An 18,845-nucleotide genomic window follows, 5' to 3' on the forward strand; every position below is an offset into this window, starting at 1 on the left:
ACGTTTATGCTGTAGGCTGGCAAAAAAAGGAAGCTTACATGTTTACTCTGAGCTGGCAACCGCCCTACGACTGGCCCTGGATGCTGGGGTTTCTGGCTGCCCGTGCCGTTGGTGGTGTAGAAACCGTAAGTACATTGCATTATGCAAGAAGTCTGGCGATTGGCGAGCATCGCGGGGTGGTGAGCGTCGTACCGGACCTGAAAGCCAACGTGCTGCAGGTGACGTTAAGCCCTGGACTGCAGCCCGTAGCCCACGAGTGTCTGGCAAAAATAGAGCGGTTGTTCGATCTGAACTGCTGTCCGCAACAAATCGTCAGCGCATTGGGGAGTCTGGGAACGGCGCGTCCTGGACTGCGGTTACCGGGCTCGGTTGATGCTTTTGAACAAGGTGTGCGCGCGATTTTGGGTCAGTTGGTCAGCGTGGCGATGGCAGCGAAACTGACGGCGAAGGTGGCACATCTCTATGGTGATACGCTTGCCGATGCGCCAGAGTATGTCTGCTTTCCTACCCCTGAGGCACTGGCCGCCGCACAACCGCTGGACCTGAAAGCGCTAGGCATGCCGCTCAAACGTGCAGAAGCGCTGATTCATCTGGCTCAGGCGACGTTGGATGGCACGCTTCTGCCCGTTGCCCCACTTGATATCGAGCAGGGGGTGAAGCAACTACAAACGTTTCCGGGAATTGGGCGCTGGACGGCCAACTACTTTGCGCTGCGCGGTTGGCAGGCGAAGGACATTTTTCTCCCGGATGATTACCTGATTAAACAGCGTTTTCCTGGCATGACACCGGCGCAAATCCGGCGCTACGCAGAGCGCTGGAAGCCCTGGCGTTCCTACGCGCTGCTGCATATCTGGTATACGGAAGGCTGGCAACCGTCAGTTGATAGCGAAATTACTGGTGTTGAGTAGCAGATCCAGCGGTTGGGCGTCGGCAATGATATCGCCATAAATCATATCGATGCCGATGCCGGACAGGGCATCCATAATCAGCGGTATTTGTACCGGACCGGCGATAGTTTTGATATCCAGACGTTGTGCGTGGCCCTGAATAATAGAAACCCACATTTCGTCCGTCAGATTGCCGTGTGCGCTGGCGCTAAGTTCGCTGTCGAGTAACAGGTAATCGGCTACGTGATACTTGAGATTATCAAACACCTCTAAATCACGGCCTACGTTGCCTAAAATGATGCGGCAACCCGCCTGACGCAGTCGATGGATTGCGGAGACGGCCTGCGTTGGATTGGTTTTTATCACTTCTACCGGCACGCTCAGATGCAATAACCGTGGTGGTAGTGGGCTACTTTCCACCAATTCCAGCAGTTCATCAACCAACACGGGATTGAGCAACCCGGCGGCGGAAAGGGGCAGGGCGATGCTGAGTCCCTTACTGGCAACCGCAGAGGCTGAATGCTGGAAAAATTCATTCAATACCCGACGGTCGAGGGCGTGATTGAGTGCGGGATCGAGCAGACCGGCACGGAAAGCCTGTTCCTCAATGACTTCCCCTTCGCTGTTCCATAAGCGTAAAGAGAGAAGCCAGAAGCTAAATGTCTCAGGAATGCGCGGTGACGCGACGCCGCGGGCGACCATCAGTATTGGGTTGTGGGTTATGACCTTGCGCTGTTCATCCGGCGACAGCAGCCCTCGCGCCGCATGCGCCTGGCCCTGCTGTGGTTCATAGACGCATACCCGCCCACGACCGCTGTTTTTAGCCGCATAGCAGGCGATATCCGCTTGGGACATCACCTCGGTGGCAACATGGTTTTTGTCATCGATCAGCGTGATCCCGGCGCTGGCGCCAATGCGGTGTAAGCGACCTTCCCACGTAAAGTGGTAATCGTTGATGGCGCTAATGATGCGACCAGAGATAAATCGGGCACTTTCGATATTACAATCCGGTAGCAGCAGCCCGAACTCATCGCCGCCAAGACGCGCCAGCACATCGCTGGAACGCAGCATGCTGAGCATCAGTGAAGACAGTTCGCGCAGCAAGGCATCGCCTGCGGCATGACCGGCGCTATCGTTGACGGCTTTAAAACGGTCCAGATCGATAAAGACCAGTGCATGACGCTGATGTGAATTGTGTACAGCGTGCAGCAATTGTTTCAGATGGTTCTCGAAGCTGACTCTGTTAGCCAGATGCGTGAGATCGTCATGCGATGCGCTGTAACTGAGCTGACGCAACATTTTGCGCGACTCGGTGACATCCTGAATAACCAACACGGACCCGATGCTACCGCCGTCGAGGGTGCTGAGCGGCGTGATGCTGTACTGAATATCGTAACTGGTGCCGTTACGACAATGCAGAACCACCTCTTGCTCAATGGCTGTACGCGACATATCGGCGCTGTAGATATTTTCCATCAGCGGACCGTTATCGCCGAAGGTAATGCGCAGTACTGTCAGTAGCGGGATCCCCAACGCACTCTCCTGCGACCAGCCGCTCATTTTTTCGGCCACCGGATTCATAAAGGTGACGTTCAGCTCGACATCAATACAAATCACTGCTTCGCCGATGGAATCCAGCGTAATATGCAAACGCTCTTTTTCCTGATACAGCGCCTCATTGAGTTGCTTCACCTCAGTCATATCCAGGTTGATGCCGAGCAAACGTTCAACTTCACCGTCTTTATTCAGCACCCGGTTAGCCAGTGAGCGGATATGCCGAATGCCGTCTTTGACCGCAATGCGGAATTCGAGTTTGAAAGGAATGCGTGCCGCCAGGGAATCGCGAATCACGCTTTCGGCATGTTCGCGATCTTCGGGCACCACGCAGTCATACCAGACCTGCCAACTGGGTTTGATGTGCGCAGGGACCTCATAGAGATCGAACATGCGCTTATCCCAGCTGATCACATCCGGCTGCAACTCCCATTCCCAGATGCCAATACCACCGGCTTCATTCGCCAGCGTGATGCGTTCCATCAACCGTTTATTGATCCACTCCGTGTGCTTCAGGTCGTTAATGTCTTCAACCTGGGCAATAAAGTAGAGCGGGGTATTATCGCTATGACGGACCAGTGAAACAGCCAGCAGTGCCCACACGACTTCGCCTGCGCGGGTGTAATAGCGTTTTTCCATCGAATAGCTATTGATTTCGCCACGTGCCAGCATTTGCAACTGCTCAAGGTCGTTGTTTAGATCTTCCGGCCAGGTCAACTGCTGGAAGGTCAGAGAGCGCAGCTCTTCCTGACTGTAGCCCAGAAACTGACACAAGGCTTTGTTGGCCTGCAGCCATTGCCCTTCGGTGCCCACCAGCGCCATGCCGATGGCGGAGTATTCCATGGCGTTGCGAAAACGCGTTTCGCTTTCTGAGATGTGTTTACGTTCGGCGCGAAACGCGTACATCACCATGGTCATCATGTTGGCCGGTAACAGAATCATCAAAAATGGCAGCCACGGCATGCTGGACATAACGAACGTTTTCGAGGTGGAGAGCAGCGCAGGGTTCGCGGCCAGCATCAGCGAGACCATCATCACAGTGCTGAGGAAAATCAAAAACGCTTCCATACGCGGCAGGCGCACGGCGCTCCACATTAGCAAAACAATCACGCAGGTAAACGGCCATGGAACGTACATCATTGACAACCAACTGAATGTTAAGGTCACCAGCAGGGTGATGAGCGTCTCAAGCAATAAACGGGGATTGCGGTGGCGCAGCAGATAATGTGGCTTAAACAGCAAACCTAACGGCACCAGCGCGAGTGCGCCGATGGATTCTGAAAGCACCCAAATGAGAAACGTATTTAACGAGGTTTCACCCGGAAGCAGCAGCCACATCAAAAAGCCGCCCAACAGCGGAGGGACCACGGCGCTGCCGAACGCCAGACGCGCCCAGTCATTCAGATTTTGTAAGGGGTTGTACCAGGGCAACAGCTTGCGCAATAACATGGCGCCCGCAACGGCCTCAATAATATTGATGGCGGTGTAGACGAAGTTTAGCGTTGCGGTCGGGAAGAACAACAACGACGCGCCGATACTGCCAAATGAGCATGCCAATGCGATCCCCGGCCACATCCTTCCTGCATGACGGTAAAAGGCTACCATCATGATCGACGTCGGGAACCACAGCGGCGCCAGCTGCGTACCGTAGCGCGACAGCTCCAGCGAGAACAATGTAAAGATAAACGCCACCAGACCTAAACTGGCCAGGCGCAGTAGAGGATGCGGTAAGGTAACTAAAACATGTTGGGATTGTTTACTCATTACCACTTTACCCGAATAGCCGAAGTCGCCGTGGCGAAGATGCCGGACGCATCATGTTTAATCTGTGATTATGCTAGTACAAACATTTTACAATTTATACGCCAGCTGCTCATAAAATAACACTCTCAAGCTATTAATTCCTAAGGCGGGCGAATAAATATTGCGCCTGATTTAAAACTAACCATTTTAATTTGCGACAGGGACAGCATTGGTGCAGCCTGGGCTGGCATCGCGCCGCTGAAATCCCTATAATTGCCGCGTTTGGCGTTTCGACGCCCCCTTCCTAACATCCAGGTTAATCAGGTCGCTAAATTTATGACTGATCAGTCTCATCAGTGCGTCATTATCGGCATTGCCGGCGCATCGGCTTCCGGCAAGAGTCTTATTGCCAGTACTCTCTATCGCGAATTGCGTGAACAAGTGGGTGACGAACATATTGGCGTTATTCCCGAAGACAGTTATTACAAAGATCAAAGCCATCTGTCGATGGAAGAACGTGTAAAAACTAACTACGACCATCCGAACGCGATGGATCACAGTTTGCTGTTTCAGCATCTGCAAACGCTGAAACGCGGTTCGGCAATTGAATTACCCGTCTACAGCTATGTTGAACACACGCGTACGCAAGAGACCATTCATATCGAACCCAAGAAAGTGATTATCCTGGAAGGCATTTTGCTGCTGACGGATGCACGTTTACGTGACGAGATGAACTTTTCTATTTTTGTTGATACTCCGCTCGACATTTGTCTGATGCGCCGTATCAAGCGGGACGTCAACGAGCGTGGCCGCTCTATGGATTCGGTGATGGCGCAATACCAGAAAACCGTGCGTCCAATGTTCCTGCAATTTATTGAACCCTCAAAACAATACGCTGATATCATCGTGCCGCGCGGGGGTAAAAACCGCATTGCCATCGATATTCTGAAGGCGAAAATCAGTCAGTTCTTTGAATAAGTTCAGCGAATTGTGTACCGTTCAGTGATAACCTGGTTCACCCTTAACGCGCCTGGCGTTAAGGGGTTGAAGCACGAAAGGAGAAAGTGCCATGCGTTTATGTGACCGAGATATTGAAGCCTGGTTGGATGCAGGTCGTCTGTCTATCGATCCACGTCCTCCTGTCGAGCGTATTAATGGCGCAACGGTAGATGTGCGTCTTGGCAATAAATTTCGTACGTTCCGTGGTCATACGGCGGCGTATATCGATTTGAGTGGGCCGAAGGCTGAAGTCAGCGCCGCGCTGGATCGCGTGATGAGCGATGAAATTGTCCTCGACGAGGGCGAGGCGTTTTTCCTGCATCCCGGTGAGTTAGCCCTGGCCGTGACCTTTGAGTCCGTGACGCTTCCGGCAGACTTGGTTGGCTGGTTAGACGGACGTTCATCGCTGGCGCGTCTGGGTCTGATGGTTCACGTGACCGCGCACCGTATCGATCCGGGCTGGTCAGGCTGCATTGTGCTGGAATTTTACAACTCCGGGAAATTACCGTTGGCCCTGCGTCCGGGTATGCCGATTGGCGCGCTGAGTTTTGAACCGCTTTCCGGTCCGGCTGCGCGTCCTTACAATCGTCGTCAGGATGCGAAGTATCGCGACCAGCAGGGCGCAGTAGCCAGCCGGATTGATAAAGACTGAGTAGTTTTCAGTCCTTTGGGGATAGCATGAGACGATTTCTGACGACGCTGATGATTCTTCTGGTCGTGCTGGTGGCCGGTTTTTCTGCGTTAGTAATGTTGGTTAATCCAAATGATTTTCGCGCGTACATGGTGAAGCAGGTTGCTGCACGTAGCGGATATCAATTGCAACTGGACGGCCCCCTTCGTTGGCACGTATGGCCCCAGCTTAGCATCCTCTCCGGACGCATGGTGTTAACGGCTGAAGGGGCCAGCGAACCGCTGGTTCGTGCCGATAATATGCGTCTGGACGTCGCGTTATGGCCGCTATTGAGCCACCAGCTCAATGTTAAGCAAGTGATGCTTAAAGGTGCGGTTATTCAACTGACGCCGCAGACCGAAGCGGTGCATAGCAAAGATGCGCCGATTGCCCCAAAAGACAATATGTTGCCGGATGTCGCTGAAGATCGTGGATGGTCGTTTGACATCGCCCGCCTGCGCGTTGCCGACAGCGTACTGGTGTTCCAGCATGAAGACGATGAACAGGTAACGGTTCGCGATATTCATCTGGAAATGGAACAGGATACCCAGCACCGCGGTACATTCGGCTTCTCTGGTCGCGTAAACCGCGATCAGCGCGATCTTAATCTGGCCTTTAACGGTACCGTTGATGCGTCTGACTATCCGCATAACTTAGCGGGCAATATCGAAAAACTCAGCTGGCAGCTGCAGGGCGCAGATTTGCCGCCGCAGGGGATCCAGGGGCAGGGCACGCTTCAGGTTCAGTGGCATGAAGAGAATAAACAGCTCACGTTTAACCACATCAATTTGACGGCCAACGACAGTTCACTGGCCGGGCAGGCACGTGTCTCGCTGTCTGATAAACCGGACTGGTCTGTCGATCTGCGCTTTGGTCTGCTCAATCTGGACAACCTGCTTGTGCAGCGCGACGTCACGGTGGCGACAAACGGTGGGTCACAACAGGGTCAAAGCCCTTCGACGCTCGCGCGACCGGTTATAGCGTCCCAAGTCGACGCCGTCTCGTATCAGGGACTCAGAGGGTTTTCTGCTGACATCGCGTTACAGGCAGACAAAGTTCTCTGGCGGAAAATGGCCTTTGATAACGTCTCCGCAAAGATGGCGAATCAGTCTGGCTTGTTGAATATAACCGAGTTACAGGGAACAAATGATGGTGGGCTGATTTCTCTGCCTGGCAAGCTGGATGCCAGAAAGGCGCAGCCACTTGCGGTCTTTCATCCGCGTCTGGAAAATGTCGAAATCGGTACCATTCTGAAGGCCTTTAACTATCCGATTGCCCTCACCGGCAAGCTGTCGCTGGCGGGCGATTTTTCCGGTTCTGATATTGACGCTCAGGCGTTCCGCCACAGCTGGCAAGGGCAGGCCCACGTTGATATGAGCGATACGCGAATGGAAGGGATGAACTTCCAGCAGCTGGTGCAGCAGGCCGTTGAGCGCAGCGGCGGCGACGTAAAATCTCAGCAGAATCTGGATAACGTGACCCGACTGGATCGTTTTGTCACCGATCTGACGCTGGATAACGGTAAGGTATCGCTGGATGACATGGAAGGGCAGTCTGCAATGTTGGCGCTTTCAGGTAAAGGTACGCTGGATCTGGTTGAACAGGCTTGTGACACGCAGTTTAACGTGCGCGTGCTGGGCGGCTGGGATGGTGAAAGCAAACTGATTGATTTCCTGAAAGCCACGCCGGTTCCGCTGCGCATCTATGGCCCGTGGCAGGCGTTGAACTACAACCTGCAGGTGGACCAGTTGCTGCGTAAGCATCTGCAGGATGAAGCGAAGCGTCGGCTGAACGACTGGGCCGATCGAAACAAAGAGTCCCGTAGCGGCAAGGATGTTAAAAAACTGCTGGATAAACTCTGACAGAGAATGCCGGATGGCGGCGCATAAGCGTCTCATCCGGCACGTCACCTACACTTCGTAATCCATCTCTTCTTCATTATTGTGCAGCGGTATCAACTGGACCTTTTGCACCCGGTGGTTTTCCACCTGCAACGTTTTCAGCCGATAGTCTCCCACCTGCACTTCTTCCCCGGTTTTCGGGATGCGCTGCAAATATTCCATCAACAGCCCGGCAATGGTGTGGTATTCCCGTTTCTCATCGAGAGGTATAGGAACGTACTGCACCAGATCTTCCAGCGGCATATGCCCGTTAGCCGTCCATGATCCGTCGGCATTTTTCTGAATGTCGTGGCGGGCATCGATCTCTTCCACTTCATTAGGCAGGTTACCGGCGATGGTCTCCATCACGTCGCTCAGTGTCACAATTCCCTCTACGGAACCAAACTCATCCGCCACAAATGCGAAGTGGGTGCGGGCGTTACGAAACTGCTCCAGTGCTGGCAGCAGCGGCAAGGTCTCAGGGAACACCAGCGGCTGGCGGATCAAGGCGCGTAGGTTGAGTGGTTCGCCGTGCAGCGACTGTTGCAACAGGTCGATAACGTGTACCACACCGAGCAGTTCTTCCTGCTCGTCTTCCCCGGTGACCACCAGACGCGTGTGCTGGTTTTTCTCCAGCAGGGCGCGGACTTCGGCTTCGGGCGCGTTGAGATCGATGTGCTCAATATCATGGCGCGAGGTCATAATGCTGCTGACGGTGCGTTGATTGAGATTCAGCACGCGCTCGATCATCCGGCGCTCCTGCGGGGCAAAAATCTGACCTTCATGATGGTCTGCCAGCATGGCGGCGGTTTGTGCATCCAGTTCAGCGTCTTCTTTTTGTCCGCTCAGCAGACGCATCACCGCCTCGGCGGTGCGCTGGCGCAGGGTTTGGTTGGCTGACAGAAAACGGCGGCGGTTAAAGATAGCCAGCTGATTTAATGCCTCAATCATGACCGAGAAGCCGATAGCCGCGTACAGGTAGCCTTTTGGAATGCGGAAGCCAAACCCTTCGGCGACCAGGCTGAAACCGATCATCAGCAGGAAGCTAAGACACAGAATGACGATGGTAGGGTGGCTGTTGACAAAGCGGGTCAGCGACTTGCTGGCCAGCACCATCAGGCTAATTGCAATAATGACGGCTGCCATCATCACGGCCAGATGATCGACCATCCCCACGGCGGTGATCACCGAGTCGAGAGAGAAGATGGCATCCAGCACGACAATTTGTGCGACCACGCCCCAGAACTTCGCCCCTTTACGTTGGGTGGGGTTGTCGCTGTCTTTCCCTTCCAGCCGCTCATTGAGTTCCATTGTGGCTTTGAACAGCAGGAAGAAGCCCCCGAAGAGCATGATCAGGTCCCGCGCGCTAAAGCTCAGATCCCGAATACTAAACAGCGGTGTCGTTAGCGTCACCAGCCAGGAGATTGAGGCCAGCAGCAGCAGGCGCATCACCATCGCCATCAGGAGCCCGGTAATACGCGCCTTGTCCCGCTGGGCAGGAGGCAATTTCTCCGCGAGGATGGCAATAAAAACAAGATTATCAATGCCAAGAACGAGTTCGATCACGATTAGCGTGACGAGCCCGGCCCAGATTGACGGATCGGCAATCCATTCCATAGTAAAAGCTATACCCATAGTTGTATGACAATTGTCACAATTCGATCATGGATAAAGCCAGCGAAAAATGCAATGCCGGGAAAGGATTTCTCTGTCATTTATATCAGGTAGTCAGTTGGGGGGATAGCCTTAATGTTACTGCAGGAAATAACTTTTTAACGCTGACTATATTTAAGAAATATCGCATGTGGAATATTTAAATATTATCACTGTCAATATCAATAAAATCCTAAAAACATTCTATTTTCACTCTTAATATTAATCTTAAAAGCAACTGGCAGAGGTGTTGTTATCTTGCCTGCTATTCTTTTAGCTGCAACAATTCTTTCCGCATTCTAAGAATAGACATATTTAGTCCCCACCCTGCGTTGCATTTCCTGATGCGCTGCAACTATGGATGTGATGAAAATAAAGGAGAAAGTGAAAATTCAAATTAATCAGTGCATTGGTAGCTAACTAAGCCAGGGGCGGTAGCGTACCTGGACGCCTGATGAGCCGCCTGAATTATTCAGTCAATAGACCACGGATGACTTCAATATTTTAGGATTGATGCCAGTTAATTTTCTTTTCAATTAACGGCAAGGTAAAGGTGAACAGGCGAAATTGCTATTTAGAAAGCACGTGATAATTACTCTGTCAAAGTGATAAATAATCAATGATGAAATCCAAAATTAAATTGATACCTGTCCTGGTGTCGGTAATCTTGATAAACGGTTGTACCGTACTACCGGGCAGTAATATGTCGACGATGGGTAAAGACGTGATTAAACAGCAGGACGCTGATTTCGATCTCGACCGCATGGTGAATGTTTATCCACTGACGCCCCGACTGGTAGAACAATTACGTCCGCGACCGAACGTCGCCCAGCCCAATATGTCACTGGACCAGGAGATCTCCGGATACCAGTATCGCGTCGGCCCGGGGGATGTGTTGAATGTGACCGTCTGGGACCATCCAGAACTGACCACGCCGGCGGGGCAGTACCGCAGCTCCAGCGATGCCGGCAACTGGGTTCAACCCGATGGCACCATGTTTTATCCCTACATTGGCAAAGTCAACGTGTCCGGGAAAACGTTGGCAGAAATCCGCAGTGATATTACCGGGCGCTTAGCGAAGTACATTGCTGACCCGCAGGTGGACGTTAATATCGCCGCTTTCCGCTCGCAGAAGGCTTATGTCTCCGGGCAGGTGAACAAATCCGGCCAGCAGGCGATTACCAATGTGCCGTTAACCATTCTCGACGCCATTAATGCCGCAGGTGGCCTGACTGAGGCGGCGGACTGGCGCAACGTTGTGCTGACCCATAACGGGCGGGAGCAGCGTATCTCTCTGCAGGCGCTGATGCAAAACGGCGACCTGAGCCAGAATCGGCTGCTCTATCCTGGCGACATCCTGTTTGTTCCACGTAACGACGATCTGAAAGTCTTCGTGATGGGCGAAGTGAAGAAACAGAGCACCCTCAAAATGGACTTCAGCGGTATGACGCTAACCGAAGCGCTGGGTAATGCGGAAGGTATCGACCTGACCACCTCCAATGCCAGCGGCATCTTCGTCATTCGACCATTGAAAGGCGAGGGCGGGCGCAACGGCAAGATTGCCAACATTTACCAGCTTGATATGTCCGATGCCACCTCTTTGGTGATGGCGACGGAATTCCGCCTCCAGCCTTACGACGTGGTGTATGTCACTACCGCACCGGTCGCCCGCTGGAACCGTTTGATCAATCAGTTGCTGCCGACCATTAGCGGTGTTCGTTATATGACGGATACGGCCAGCGACCTTCACAACTGGTAATCGACATGTTTAACAAAATCTTAGTTGTCTGCGTGGGGAACATTTGCCGTTCTCCTACGGCAGAGCGCCTGTTAAGACAATTTCACCCGGCTTTGACGGTCGCGTCTGCAGGACTGGGGGCGCTGGTGGGCAAGGGGGCAGATCCGTGCGCTGTGAGCGTGGCGCAGGCACATAACCTGTCGCTGGAGAATCATTGTGCGCGGCAAATCTCGGGAACCATGTGCCGGGATTACGACCTGATCCTGACTATGGAGAAGCGGCACATTAGCGCGCTGTGCGAAATTGCGCCGGAGATGCGCGGCAAGGTGATGCTTTTTGGCCACTGGGACAGCGAGCGCGAAATACCCGACCCGTATCGTAAAAGCCAGGACGCGTTTGACGCGGTGTACACCTTACTTGAACGGTCTGCCCGCCAATGGGCCCAGGCACTGAACGCGGAGCAGGGAAAACAATGACAGAAAAAATAAAACAGTCTGCTACGCCGGTAACGGGCAATGATGAAATTGATATTGGGCGTCTGGTCGGGACGGTGCTGGAAGCGCGCTGGTGGGTGCTGGGTATTACCGCTGCCTTTGCGCTGTGTGCGGTCATCTACACGCTGTTTGCTACGCCTATCTATAGCGCCGATGCGTTGGTGCAGATTGAACAAAACACCGGCAATTCGCTGGTGCAGGATATTGGCTCGGCACTGTCGAATAAACCTCCTGCTTCGGAAGCCGAAATTCAGTTGATTAAGTCGCGACTGGTGCTGGGGAAAACGGTGGACGATCTGGATCTGGATATCGCCGTCACCAAACAGACGTTTCCGCTGTTTGGCGCGGGCTGGGAGCGGTTGATGGGCCGCCAGAACGAAACGCTTAACGTGACGACGTTTACTCTGCCAAAGGCGATGAGAGATCAAATATTCACCCTTAACGTATTGAATGATAAAAGCTATCAGCTGGTCAGCGACGGCGGTTTTAGCGCTCAGGGTCAGGTTGGACAGACGTTAAACCACGGCGGCGTCACCCTGCGGGTGAATGCCATTCATGCCAGTGCGGGCAGCGTATTTACCGTCAGCAAGTTTTCCACGCTTGGCGTGATCAACGCGCTGCAAAACAACCTCAGCGTGACGGAAACCGGCAAAGACACCGGCGTACTGAGCCTGACATTTACCGGCGAAGACCGTGAACAGATCCGCCAGACCCTCGACAGCATCACCCGTAACTACCTCGAACAAAACGTGGTGCGCAAATCTGAAGAGGCGGCCAAAAGCCTGGCGTTTCTGGCCAGGCAGTTGCCGGAGGTGCGTAATCGTCTGGACGTTGCTGAAAATAAACTCAACGCCTTTCGTCAGGATAAAGACTCCGTAGATTTACCGCTGGAAGCCAAAGCGGTGCTGGATTCGATGGTCAACATCGACGCTCAGTTGAATGAACTGACGTTCAAAGAGGCGGAAATCTCCAAGCTGTTCACCAAAGCGCATCCGGCCTACCGTACGCTGCTGGAAAAACGCCAGGCGCTGGAAGATGAAAAAGGCAAACTGAGCGGCCGGGTGACGGCGATGCCGAAAACGCAGCAGGAAATTGTCCGTTTGACCCGCGATGTGGAGTCCGGTCAGCAGGTCTATATGCAGCTGTTGAACAAACAGCAGGAGCTGAAGATCACCGAGGCCAGTACGGTAGGGGATGTGCGTATTGTTGATCCGGCCATTGCCCAGCCCGGCGTGCTGAAGCCAAAGACTGCGCTGATTATTCTCGGCAGTATTATTCTTGGCCTGATGCTTTCAGTGGTTGGTGTGCTGCTGCGCTCGCTGTTCAATCGCGGTATTGAGAGTCCGCAGGCGCTGGAAGAACACGGGATCAATGTGTATGCCAGTATTCCGCTTTCGGAATGGCAAAAAGCGCGTGATAACGTCCAGACAATTAAAGGTATCAAGCGCTACAAGCAAAGCCAACTGCTCGCGGTGGGGAACCCGACCGACCTGGCGATTGAAGCGGTACGCAGCCTGCGCACCAGCCTGCACTTTGCCATGATGCAGGCGCGCAACAATGTGTTGATGCTAACCGGCGTCAGCCCGTCTATCGGTAAAACTTTCGTTTGCGCCAACCTGGCGGCGGTCATCAGTCAGACCCACAAACGCGTGCTGCTGATCGACTGCGATATGCGCAAAGGCTACACGCACGAGCTGTTGGGTACCAATAACGTCAATGGCCTGTCCGATATCCTCGCCGGTAAGGGCGATATGGCCGCCTGCGCCAAACCGACATCTATCCCTAATTTCGATCTGATCCCACGCGGTCAGGTACCACCCAATCCCTCTGAACTGCTGATGAGCGAACGCTTTGGCGAGCTGATTGCCTGGGCCAGCGCGCACTACGACCTGGTGCTGATTGATACCCCGCCAATTCTGGCGGTAACCGACGCGGCTATTGTCGGCCGTCATGTTGGCACCACGCTGATGGTTGCGCGTTATGCGGTCAACACGCTGAAAGAGGTGGAAACCAGCCTGAGCCGCTTTGAGCAAAACGGTATTCAGGTTAAGGGCGTGATCCTCAACTCCATTTTCCGACGCGCCAGCGGGTATCAGGATTACGGCTATTACGAATACGCGTACACGTCGGACTCGAAATAGATAACTAACTGGGAATGAACATGACCACAGACAACCCGCTCATTTCAATTTATATGCCGACCTGTAATCGTCAGCAGTTGGCGATCCGGGCGATTAAATCGGTGCTGCGACAGGACTATCCGCATTGGGAGATGATCATCGTGGATGACTGTTCTTCCGAGTACGAGCAGCTCCAGCAGTATGTCGACGCGCTAAACGATCCGCGCGTGACTTATATCCATAATGCGACCAACGCTGGCGCCTGCGCGGTGCGTAATCAGGCCATTATGCAGGCCAGTGGGCAATACATTACCGGTATTGATGACGATGACGAGTGGACGCCGAATCGCTTGAGCATCTTCCTCAGAGACCGCCATCAACTGGTGACGCGGGCGTTTCTGTACGCCAATGATTATATCTGCGAAGGCGAGGTTTATTCGCAGCCTGCCAGCCTGCCGCTGTATCCCAAGTCGGTGTACTCACGGCGCAAGTTCTATAAACGCAATATTATTGGTAATCAGGTGTTTACCTGGGCCTGGCGGTTCAAAGCCTGCCTGTTCGACACCACGCTGAAAGCGGCGCAGGATTACGATATTTTTCTGCGCATGGTGGTGGCTTATGGCGAGCCATGGAAGGTCAATGAAGCCACGCAGATCCTGCATGTGAATCACGGTGAAATGCGCATCACTTCATCGCCGAAAAAATTCTCCGGTTACTTCCAATTTTACCGTAAGCACAAAGGCAAATTTGATCGCGCCAGCAAAAAATATCAGCTGTTCACGCTCTATCAGATCCGTAACAAACGGATGAACTGGCGCACGCTGTTGACCTTGCTGTCGCTGCGTAACGGTAAGCGACTGGCCGATGGCCTGCGGGGGCGCTAAGTATGCTGGAAGACTTACGCGCCAACGGCTGGAGTCTGCGCCCGTGCTGCATGGTGATGGCCTATCGGATTGCCCATTTTTGCTCCGTCTGGCGCAAAAAAAACGTGCTGAACAATCTGTGGGCGGCACCCGCGCTGGTGATGTATCGCCTGATTACTGAATGTATTTTCGGCTATGAAATCCAGGCGGCTGCGACCATCGGCCGTCGCTTCACCATCCATCATGGTTATGGCGTGGTGATCAACAAACGCGTGGTGGCTGGGGATGATTTTACCCTGCGTCATGGGGTGACCATCGGCAACCTCGGCACAAACGATCTGGCCTGCCCGACGATCGGCAACGGCGTTGAGCTGGGCGCGAATGTCATCTTGCTTGGCGACGTCGTCATTGGTCATAACGTGACGATTGGTGCCGGCAGCGTCGTCGTGGACAGCGTGCCGGACAACACGCTGGTAGTGGGCGAGAAAGCGCGAGTAAAGGACGTAAAATGAATATCCTGCAATTTAATGTCCGACTGGCAGAAGGTGGAGCGGCAGGGGTGGCGCTGGATTTGCACCTGCGGGCGCTAGAGCAAGGGCTGTCGTCGCGCTTTATCTATGGCTACGGAAAAGGCGGTAAGAAAAACGTCAGCCACAATCACTATCCGCAAGTGTTCAAGCATACGCCGCGTCTGACCTCGGCGATGAATATTGCGCTGTTTCGCCTCGCGAACCGCGACCTGTTTGGCAACCTCGATAATTTGTATCGCACCGTCACCCGGACCAAAGGCCTGCTGGTACTGCATTTTCACGTGCTGCACAGCTACTGGCTGAATCTGGAAGAGGTGGTGGCATTTTGCCAAAAGGTGCAGGCGCATAAACCGGATATTACTTTTGTCTGGACGCTGCACGATCACTGGAGCGTCACCGGGCGCTGTGCGTTTACGGACGGTTGCGAAGGCTGGAAAACGGGTTGTCAGCAATGCCCGACGCTGAGCAATTATCCCCCGGTAAAAATCGATAAAGCGCATCAGCAGCTGCCTGGAAAGCGCCAGATGTTCCGCGCCATGCTGGCGTTGGGCTGTCAGTTTATCTCTCCCAGCCAGCACGTAGCCGACGCGTTTAACAGCCTGTACGGCGCAGGGCGCTGTGCCATTATCAACAACGGGATAGATGTCGCGACCGAAGCCATTCTTTGCGATCTGCCGCTGGCTGACGATCCTCGCAGCAGGCCGAAAATCGCCATTGTGGCCCACGACCTGCGCTATGACGGGAAAACCTGCCAGCAACTGGTGAGGCAGATGATGGCGCTCGGCGACAGGATTGAGCTGCATACCTTCGGCAAATTCTCGCCGTTTAGCGGCGCAAATGTGATTAATCACGGATTTGAAACCGACAAGCGTACGCTGATGAACGCGCTTAATCAGATGGATGGGCTGGTTTTCAGCTCGCGGGTGGATAACTATCCGTTGATTTTATGCGAAGCGCTTTCTATCGGTGTGCCAGTGATTGCCACGCACAGCGAGGCGGCGCAGGAAGTGCTGGCGAAATCGGGGGGGAAAACCTTCAGCGAAGAAGATGTCCTGCAACTGGTGCAGCGGAATAAAGCGGAGATCGCGCAGGCGGTATTCGGCACGTCGCTTGCGGCATTTCGTCAGCGCAGCCGAAGCGCCTACAGCGGTCAACAGATGCTGGAGGAATATGTCTCGTTCTATCAGAATCTGTAGCTACCTGGTGCTACCGCTGCTCTATTTGCTGGTCAACGTCAAAATAGCGCAACTGGGGGAAAGCTTTCCGGTCACCGTCGTCACTTTTTTGCCGCTCCTGCTGTTGCTGTTTGTCGAGCGCATTAATATCAAAAAACTGCTGATTGCGCTGGGGACTGGCAGTGGGTTGACTGCCTTTAACTACCTGTTTGGTCAGTCGCTGGACGCCAGCAAGTATGTGACTTCTACCATGCTGTTTGTCTATACGGTGATCATTATTGGCATGGTCTGGAGTATTCGCTTCAAAACCGTCTCCCCGCATAACTATCGTAAGATTTTGCGTTTTTTCTGGCTGGTGGTCGGACTGGTGGTCGCGCTTGCTGCGGTTGAGATGGCGCAGATTATTCTCACCGGCGGCAGCAGTTTAATGGAAGTAATTTCGAAATATCTTATTTACAGCAACAGCTATGTTCTGAACTTTATTAAATTTGGTGGTAAGCGTACCACTGCACTTTATTTCGAACCCGCGTTCTTTGCTCTGGCGTTAATCTCAATTTGGCTCAGTATCAAACAGTTTGGTATCAAAACGCCTAAGACCGATGCTATGATTCTGACCGGGGTAATATTATCAGGGTCGTTTTCAGGGGTAATGACGTTTATTTTATTTTATCTACTGGAATGGGCGTTTCAGTATCTGAATAAAGAGGCGATAAAAAAGAAGTTACCGTTGGCAATAATCTCGCTCAGCGTGTTTATGGTCGGTGTGGTGTTTGCCTTTCCCTATATTGCAACCCGACTTGGCGATTTAGGTACGGAAGGGTCATCATCGTATTATCGTATTGTTGGGCCGCTGGTGATGGTCGTTTATTCATTACTCAATGTTGATGGCGTAGTCAGATTTGGTTCACTTTATGAATATGTAGCGTCATTCGGAATCTTTAACGGTGCAGATGTCGGTAAAACAATAGACAATGGATTATATCTACTGATTATTTATTTTTCATGGTTTGCCGTAGTATTAGCGCTATGGTACATGGGGAAAGTTCTGAAAATGATGCTAAATGCGTTTGGCAATAATCAGAATTATCGGGTGCAGCTTTATCTTTTTACACCGTTGTCGCTGTTTTTTACCGGCTCCGTATTTAGTCCAGAATATGCTTTTTTAATTGTTTGTCCGTTTATTTTGCGCAAGGCGCTGAATATCGCGAGGTAATTCATATGTTGCTCACTATTATCACCGTCGCTTTTCGTAATCTGGAGGGGATTGTCAAAACCCACGCGTCGTTAGCACATCTGGCGCAAGCGGGCGACATCAGCTTTGAATGGATTGTCGTTGATGGCGGTTCCGCCGACGGCACGCAGGAATTCCTGGAAAACCTCAACGGTGAGAACAGGTTACGGTTTATCAGTGAGCCAGATAACGGCATCTATGATGCGATGAACAAAGGTATTGCCATGGCGCGCGGGCGGTTTGCACTGTTCCTAAACTCCGGGGATATTCTGCATGCGGATGCCGCGCATTTTATTCGTCAGCTCAAAACACAAAGCGATAAGGTGATGGTGATTGGCGATGCGCTGTTGGATTTTGGCGCAGGGTATAAAATTAAGCGCCGCGCCAAGCCTGGTTGGTATATTTATCACAGTCTGCCGGCCAGTCATCAGGCGATATTTTTTCCGGTCAGCGGACTTCAGGCTTGGCGATACGATCTGCAATATAAAGTGTCGTCTGATTATGCGCTGGCGGCCAGATTATATAAATCCGGTTATGCCTTCAAAAAAATAAGTGGACTGGTCTCTGAGTTTTCTATGGGCGGCGTATCGACGACAAATAATCTGCAGCTATGTCGGGATGCCAAAAAAGTCCAGCGACAAATATTACATATGCCAGGTTTTTTGGTCGGTTTGTCAGAACATTTACGCCTGCGCACCACCGGCAAGACAAAAACCTTATATGGCAAAACGTAAAGGCAAAACATGCAGGATTTAAATGGCTTCACTGTGCCAAAAGGCTTTCGCGGCGGCGGCACGATTAAAGTGCAGTTATGGTGGGCGGTACAGGCAACATTATTTCGACTGTCGCCGCAGGTGATGTATCGCTGGCGTGCGTTCTTATTACGAATGTTTGGCGCGAAAATAGGAAAAAACGTAGTTATTCGACCTTCAGTAAAAATTACCTATCCGTGGAAATTAACCCTGGGAGATTACGCCTGGGTCGGTGATGACGCTGTGTTATATACGCTGGGTAATATTACGATTGGTGCGAACGCAGTTATTTCGCAGAAAAGTTATTTATGCACCGGGAGTCATGATTATGCCAGTCCGCATTTTGATATTAACTCCATGCCAATTGTGATTGGCGAGAAATGCTGGCTGGCGACAGATGTTTTTGTCGCACCCGGCGTGACGATTGGTGCGGGCACCGTCGTCGGGGCGCGAAGCAGCGTTTTTAAATCGCTGCCCGCCAATGCCGTTTGTCGGGGTAATCCCGCAGTTGTGACGCGCGAACGCGTTGAGAAAGTTACTCCCTGAGGGGATCATT

Annotated in this window: 15 protein-coding genes; 13 read left to right on the forward strand and 2 right to left on the reverse strand. The window is 52.7% G+C overall.

Annotated features, from left to right (window positions below):
- Nucleotides 1–38 precede the first annotated feature (38 nt).
- On the forward strand, nucleotides 39–908 hold the full coding sequence (gene alkA, locus E4Z61_RS02420) for a DNA-3-methyladenine glycosylase 2 (RefSeq protein ID WP_135321373.1): 870 nt from the start codon (nucleotides 39–41) through the stop codon (nucleotides 906–908).
- Here the strand turns inward: alkA and E4Z61_RS02425 are convergent.
- Nucleotides 876–4,205 (reverse strand): diguanylate cyclase, encoded by a 3,330-nt coding sequence (locus tag E4Z61_RS02425; RefSeq protein ID WP_135321374.1) that lies wholly within the window; start codon nucleotides 4,203–4,205, stop codon nucleotides 876–878. The two genes, alkA and E4Z61_RS02425, sit on opposite strands and share 33 nt — an antisense overlap.
- A 315-nt stretch (nucleotides 4,206–4,520) precedes the next feature.
- Here E4Z61_RS02425 and udk point away from each other — a divergent pair, with 315 nt between their 5' ends.
- From udk to asmA, 3 genes are all read left to right on the forward strand, one after another.
- Nucleotides 4,521–5,162 carry a uridine kinase gene (gene udk, locus E4Z61_RS02430; RefSeq protein ID WP_005128328.1) on the forward strand — a complete coding sequence of 214 codons (642 nt, stop codon included), beginning with the start codon at nucleotides 4,521–4,523 and terminating at the stop codon, nucleotides 5,160–5,162.
- 91 nt (nucleotides 5,163–5,253) lie between these two features.
- Nucleotides 5,254–5,835 (forward strand): dCTP deaminase, encoded by a 582-nt coding sequence (gene dcd / locus E4Z61_RS02435; RefSeq protein WP_135321375.1) that lies wholly within the window; start codon nucleotides 5,254–5,256, stop codon nucleotides 5,833–5,835.
- Nucleotides 5,836–5,861: 26 nt separating this feature from the next.
- Nucleotides 5,862–7,715 carry an outer membrane assembly protein AsmA gene (gene asmA, locus E4Z61_RS02440; protein ID WP_135321376.1) on the forward strand — a complete coding sequence of 618 codons (1,854 nt, stop codon included), beginning with the start codon at nucleotides 5,862–5,864 and terminating at the stop codon, nucleotides 7,713–7,715.
- A gap of 48 nt (nucleotides 7,716–7,763) precedes the next feature.
- Here asmA and E4Z61_RS02445 read toward each other — a convergent pair whose 3' ends face one another.
- Entirely contained in the window at nucleotides 7,764–9,350 is a 1,587-nt protein-coding gene (locus E4Z61_RS02445; RefSeq protein ID WP_135321377.1) for a TerC family protein, read from the reverse strand.
- A 655-nt stretch (nucleotides 9,351–10,005) separates the two neighbouring features.
- Here E4Z61_RS02445 and E4Z61_RS02450 point away from each other — a divergent pair.
- Genes E4Z61_RS02450 through wcaF form a run of 9 tightly spaced genes read left to right on the forward strand, consistent with a single transcriptional unit; the run spans nucleotide 10,006 to nucleotide 18,835 of the window.
- On the forward strand, nucleotides 10,006–11,145 hold the full coding sequence (locus tag E4Z61_RS02450) for a polysaccharide export protein (RefSeq protein WP_135321378.1): 1,140 nt from the start codon (nucleotides 10,006–10,008) through the stop codon (nucleotides 11,143–11,145).
- A 5-nt stretch (nucleotides 11,146–11,150) separates the two neighbouring features.
- Complete coding sequence (gene wzb, locus E4Z61_RS02455; RefSeq protein WP_135321379.1) at nucleotides 11,151–11,600, forward strand: low molecular weight protein-tyrosine-phosphatase Wzb; 450 nt, start codon at nucleotides 11,151–11,153, stop codon at nucleotides 11,598–11,600.
- Nucleotides 11,597–13,759: a tyrosine-protein kinase Wzc gene (wzc, locus tag E4Z61_RS02460; protein ID WP_135321380.1), complete on the forward strand. Its 2,163-nt coding sequence runs from the start codon at nucleotides 11,597–11,599 to the stop codon at nucleotides 13,757–13,759. The genes wzb and wzc overlap by 4 nt, the downstream gene beginning before the upstream one ends.
- A gap of 20 nt (nucleotides 13,760–13,779) precedes the next feature.
- On the forward strand, nucleotides 13,780–14,622 hold the full coding sequence (gene wcaA / locus E4Z61_RS02465) for a colanic acid biosynthesis glycosyltransferase WcaA (protein WP_135321381.1): 843 nt from the start codon (nucleotides 13,780–13,782) through the stop codon (nucleotides 14,620–14,622).
- Nucleotides 14,623–14,624: 2 nt separating this feature from the next.
- Complete coding sequence (gene wcaB / locus E4Z61_RS02470) at nucleotides 14,625–15,113, forward strand: colanic acid biosynthesis acetyltransferase WcaB (protein ID WP_135321382.1); 489 nt, start codon at nucleotides 14,625–14,627, stop codon at nucleotides 15,111–15,113.
- Nucleotides 15,110–16,327, forward strand: coding sequence for a colanic acid biosynthesis glycosyltransferase WcaC (gene wcaC, locus E4Z61_RS02475; RefSeq protein WP_135321383.1), 1,218 nt, complete (start codon nucleotides 15,110–15,112; stop codon nucleotides 16,325–16,327). The genes wcaB and wcaC overlap by 4 nt, the downstream gene beginning before the upstream one ends.
- Nucleotides 16,302–17,519, forward strand: a complete 1,218-nt coding sequence (gene wcaD / locus E4Z61_RS02480; protein WP_135321384.1) for a colanic acid polymerase WcaD — start codon at nucleotides 16,302–16,304, stop codon at nucleotides 17,517–17,519. Before wcaC ends, wcaD begins: the two co-directional genes overlap by 26 nt.
- Before the next feature lie 5 nt (nucleotides 17,520–17,524).
- The gene (gene wcaE / locus E4Z61_RS02485) at nucleotides 17,525–18,271 is read left to right on the forward strand and encodes a colanic acid biosynthesis glycosyltransferase WcaE (protein ID WP_135321385.1); all 747 of its coding nucleotides are present in this window, start codon (nucleotides 17,525–17,527) and stop codon (nucleotides 18,269–18,271) included.
- A 9-nt stretch (nucleotides 18,272–18,280) separates the two neighbouring features.
- Nucleotides 18,281–18,835, forward strand: a complete 555-nt coding sequence (gene wcaF / locus E4Z61_RS02490; RefSeq protein WP_135321386.1) for a colanic acid biosynthesis acetyltransferase WcaF — start codon at nucleotides 18,281–18,283, stop codon at nucleotides 18,833–18,835.
- Nucleotides 18,836–18,845: the final 10 nt, after the last annotated feature.

The organism is Citrobacter tructae (assembly GCF_004684345.1).
GTDB classification, from domain to species: Bacteria; Pseudomonadota; Gammaproteobacteria; order Enterobacterales; family Enterobacteriaceae; genus Citrobacter; species Citrobacter tructae.

What these genes read in the sequence shown, in the direction of transcription:
- alkA (WP_135321373.1), top strand. Translation starts at nt 39, where the DNA reads ATGTTTACTCTGAGCTGGCAACCGCCCTACGACTGGCCCTGGATGCTG.
- E4Z61_RS02425 (WP_135321374.1), bottom strand. Translation starts at nt 4,205, where the DNA reads ATGAGTAAACAATCCCAACATGTTTTAGTTACCTTACCGCATCCTCTA.
- udk (WP_005128328.1), top strand. Translation starts at nt 4,521, where the DNA reads ATGACTGATCAGTCTCATCAGTGCGTCATTATCGGCATTGCCGGCGCA.
- dcd (WP_135321375.1), top strand. Translation starts at nt 5,254, where the DNA reads ATGCGTTTATGTGACCGAGATATTGAAGCCTGGTTGGATGCAGGTCGT.
- asmA (WP_135321376.1), top strand. Translation starts at nt 5,862, where the DNA reads ATGAGACGATTTCTGACGACGCTGATGATTCTTCTGGTCGTGCTGGTG.
- E4Z61_RS02445 (WP_135321377.1), bottom strand. Translation starts at nt 9,350, where the DNA reads ATGGAATGGATTGCCGATCCGTCAATCTGGGCCGGGCTCGTCACGCTA.
- E4Z61_RS02450 (WP_135321378.1), top strand. Translation starts at nt 10,006, where the DNA reads ATGATGAAATCCAAAATTAAATTGATACCTGTCCTGGTGTCGGTAATC.
- wzb (WP_135321379.1), top strand. Translation starts at nt 11,151, where the DNA reads ATGTTTAACAAAATCTTAGTTGTCTGCGTGGGGAACATTTGCCGTTCT.
- wzc (WP_135321380.1), top strand. Translation starts at nt 11,597, where the DNA reads ATGACAGAAAAAATAAAACAGTCTGCTACGCCGGTAACGGGCAATGAT.
- wcaA (WP_135321381.1), top strand. Translation starts at nt 13,780, where the DNA reads ATGACCACAGACAACCCGCTCATTTCAATTTATATGCCGACCTGTAAT.
- wcaB (WP_135321382.1), top strand. Translation starts at nt 14,625, where the DNA reads ATGCTGGAAGACTTACGCGCCAACGGCTGGAGTCTGCGCCCGTGCTGC.
- wcaC (WP_135321383.1), top strand. Translation starts at nt 15,110, where the DNA reads ATGAATATCCTGCAATTTAATGTCCGACTGGCAGAAGGTGGAGCGGCA.
- wcaD (WP_135321384.1), top strand. Translation starts at nt 16,302, where the DNA reads ATGTCTCGTTCTATCAGAATCTGTAGCTACCTGGTGCTACCGCTGCTC.
- wcaE (WP_135321385.1), top strand. Translation starts at nt 17,525, where the DNA reads ATGTTGCTCACTATTATCACCGTCGCTTTTCGTAATCTGGAGGGGATT.
- wcaF (WP_135321386.1), top strand. Translation starts at nt 18,281, where the DNA reads ATGCAGGATTTAAATGGCTTCACTGTGCCAAAAGGCTTTCGCGGCGGC.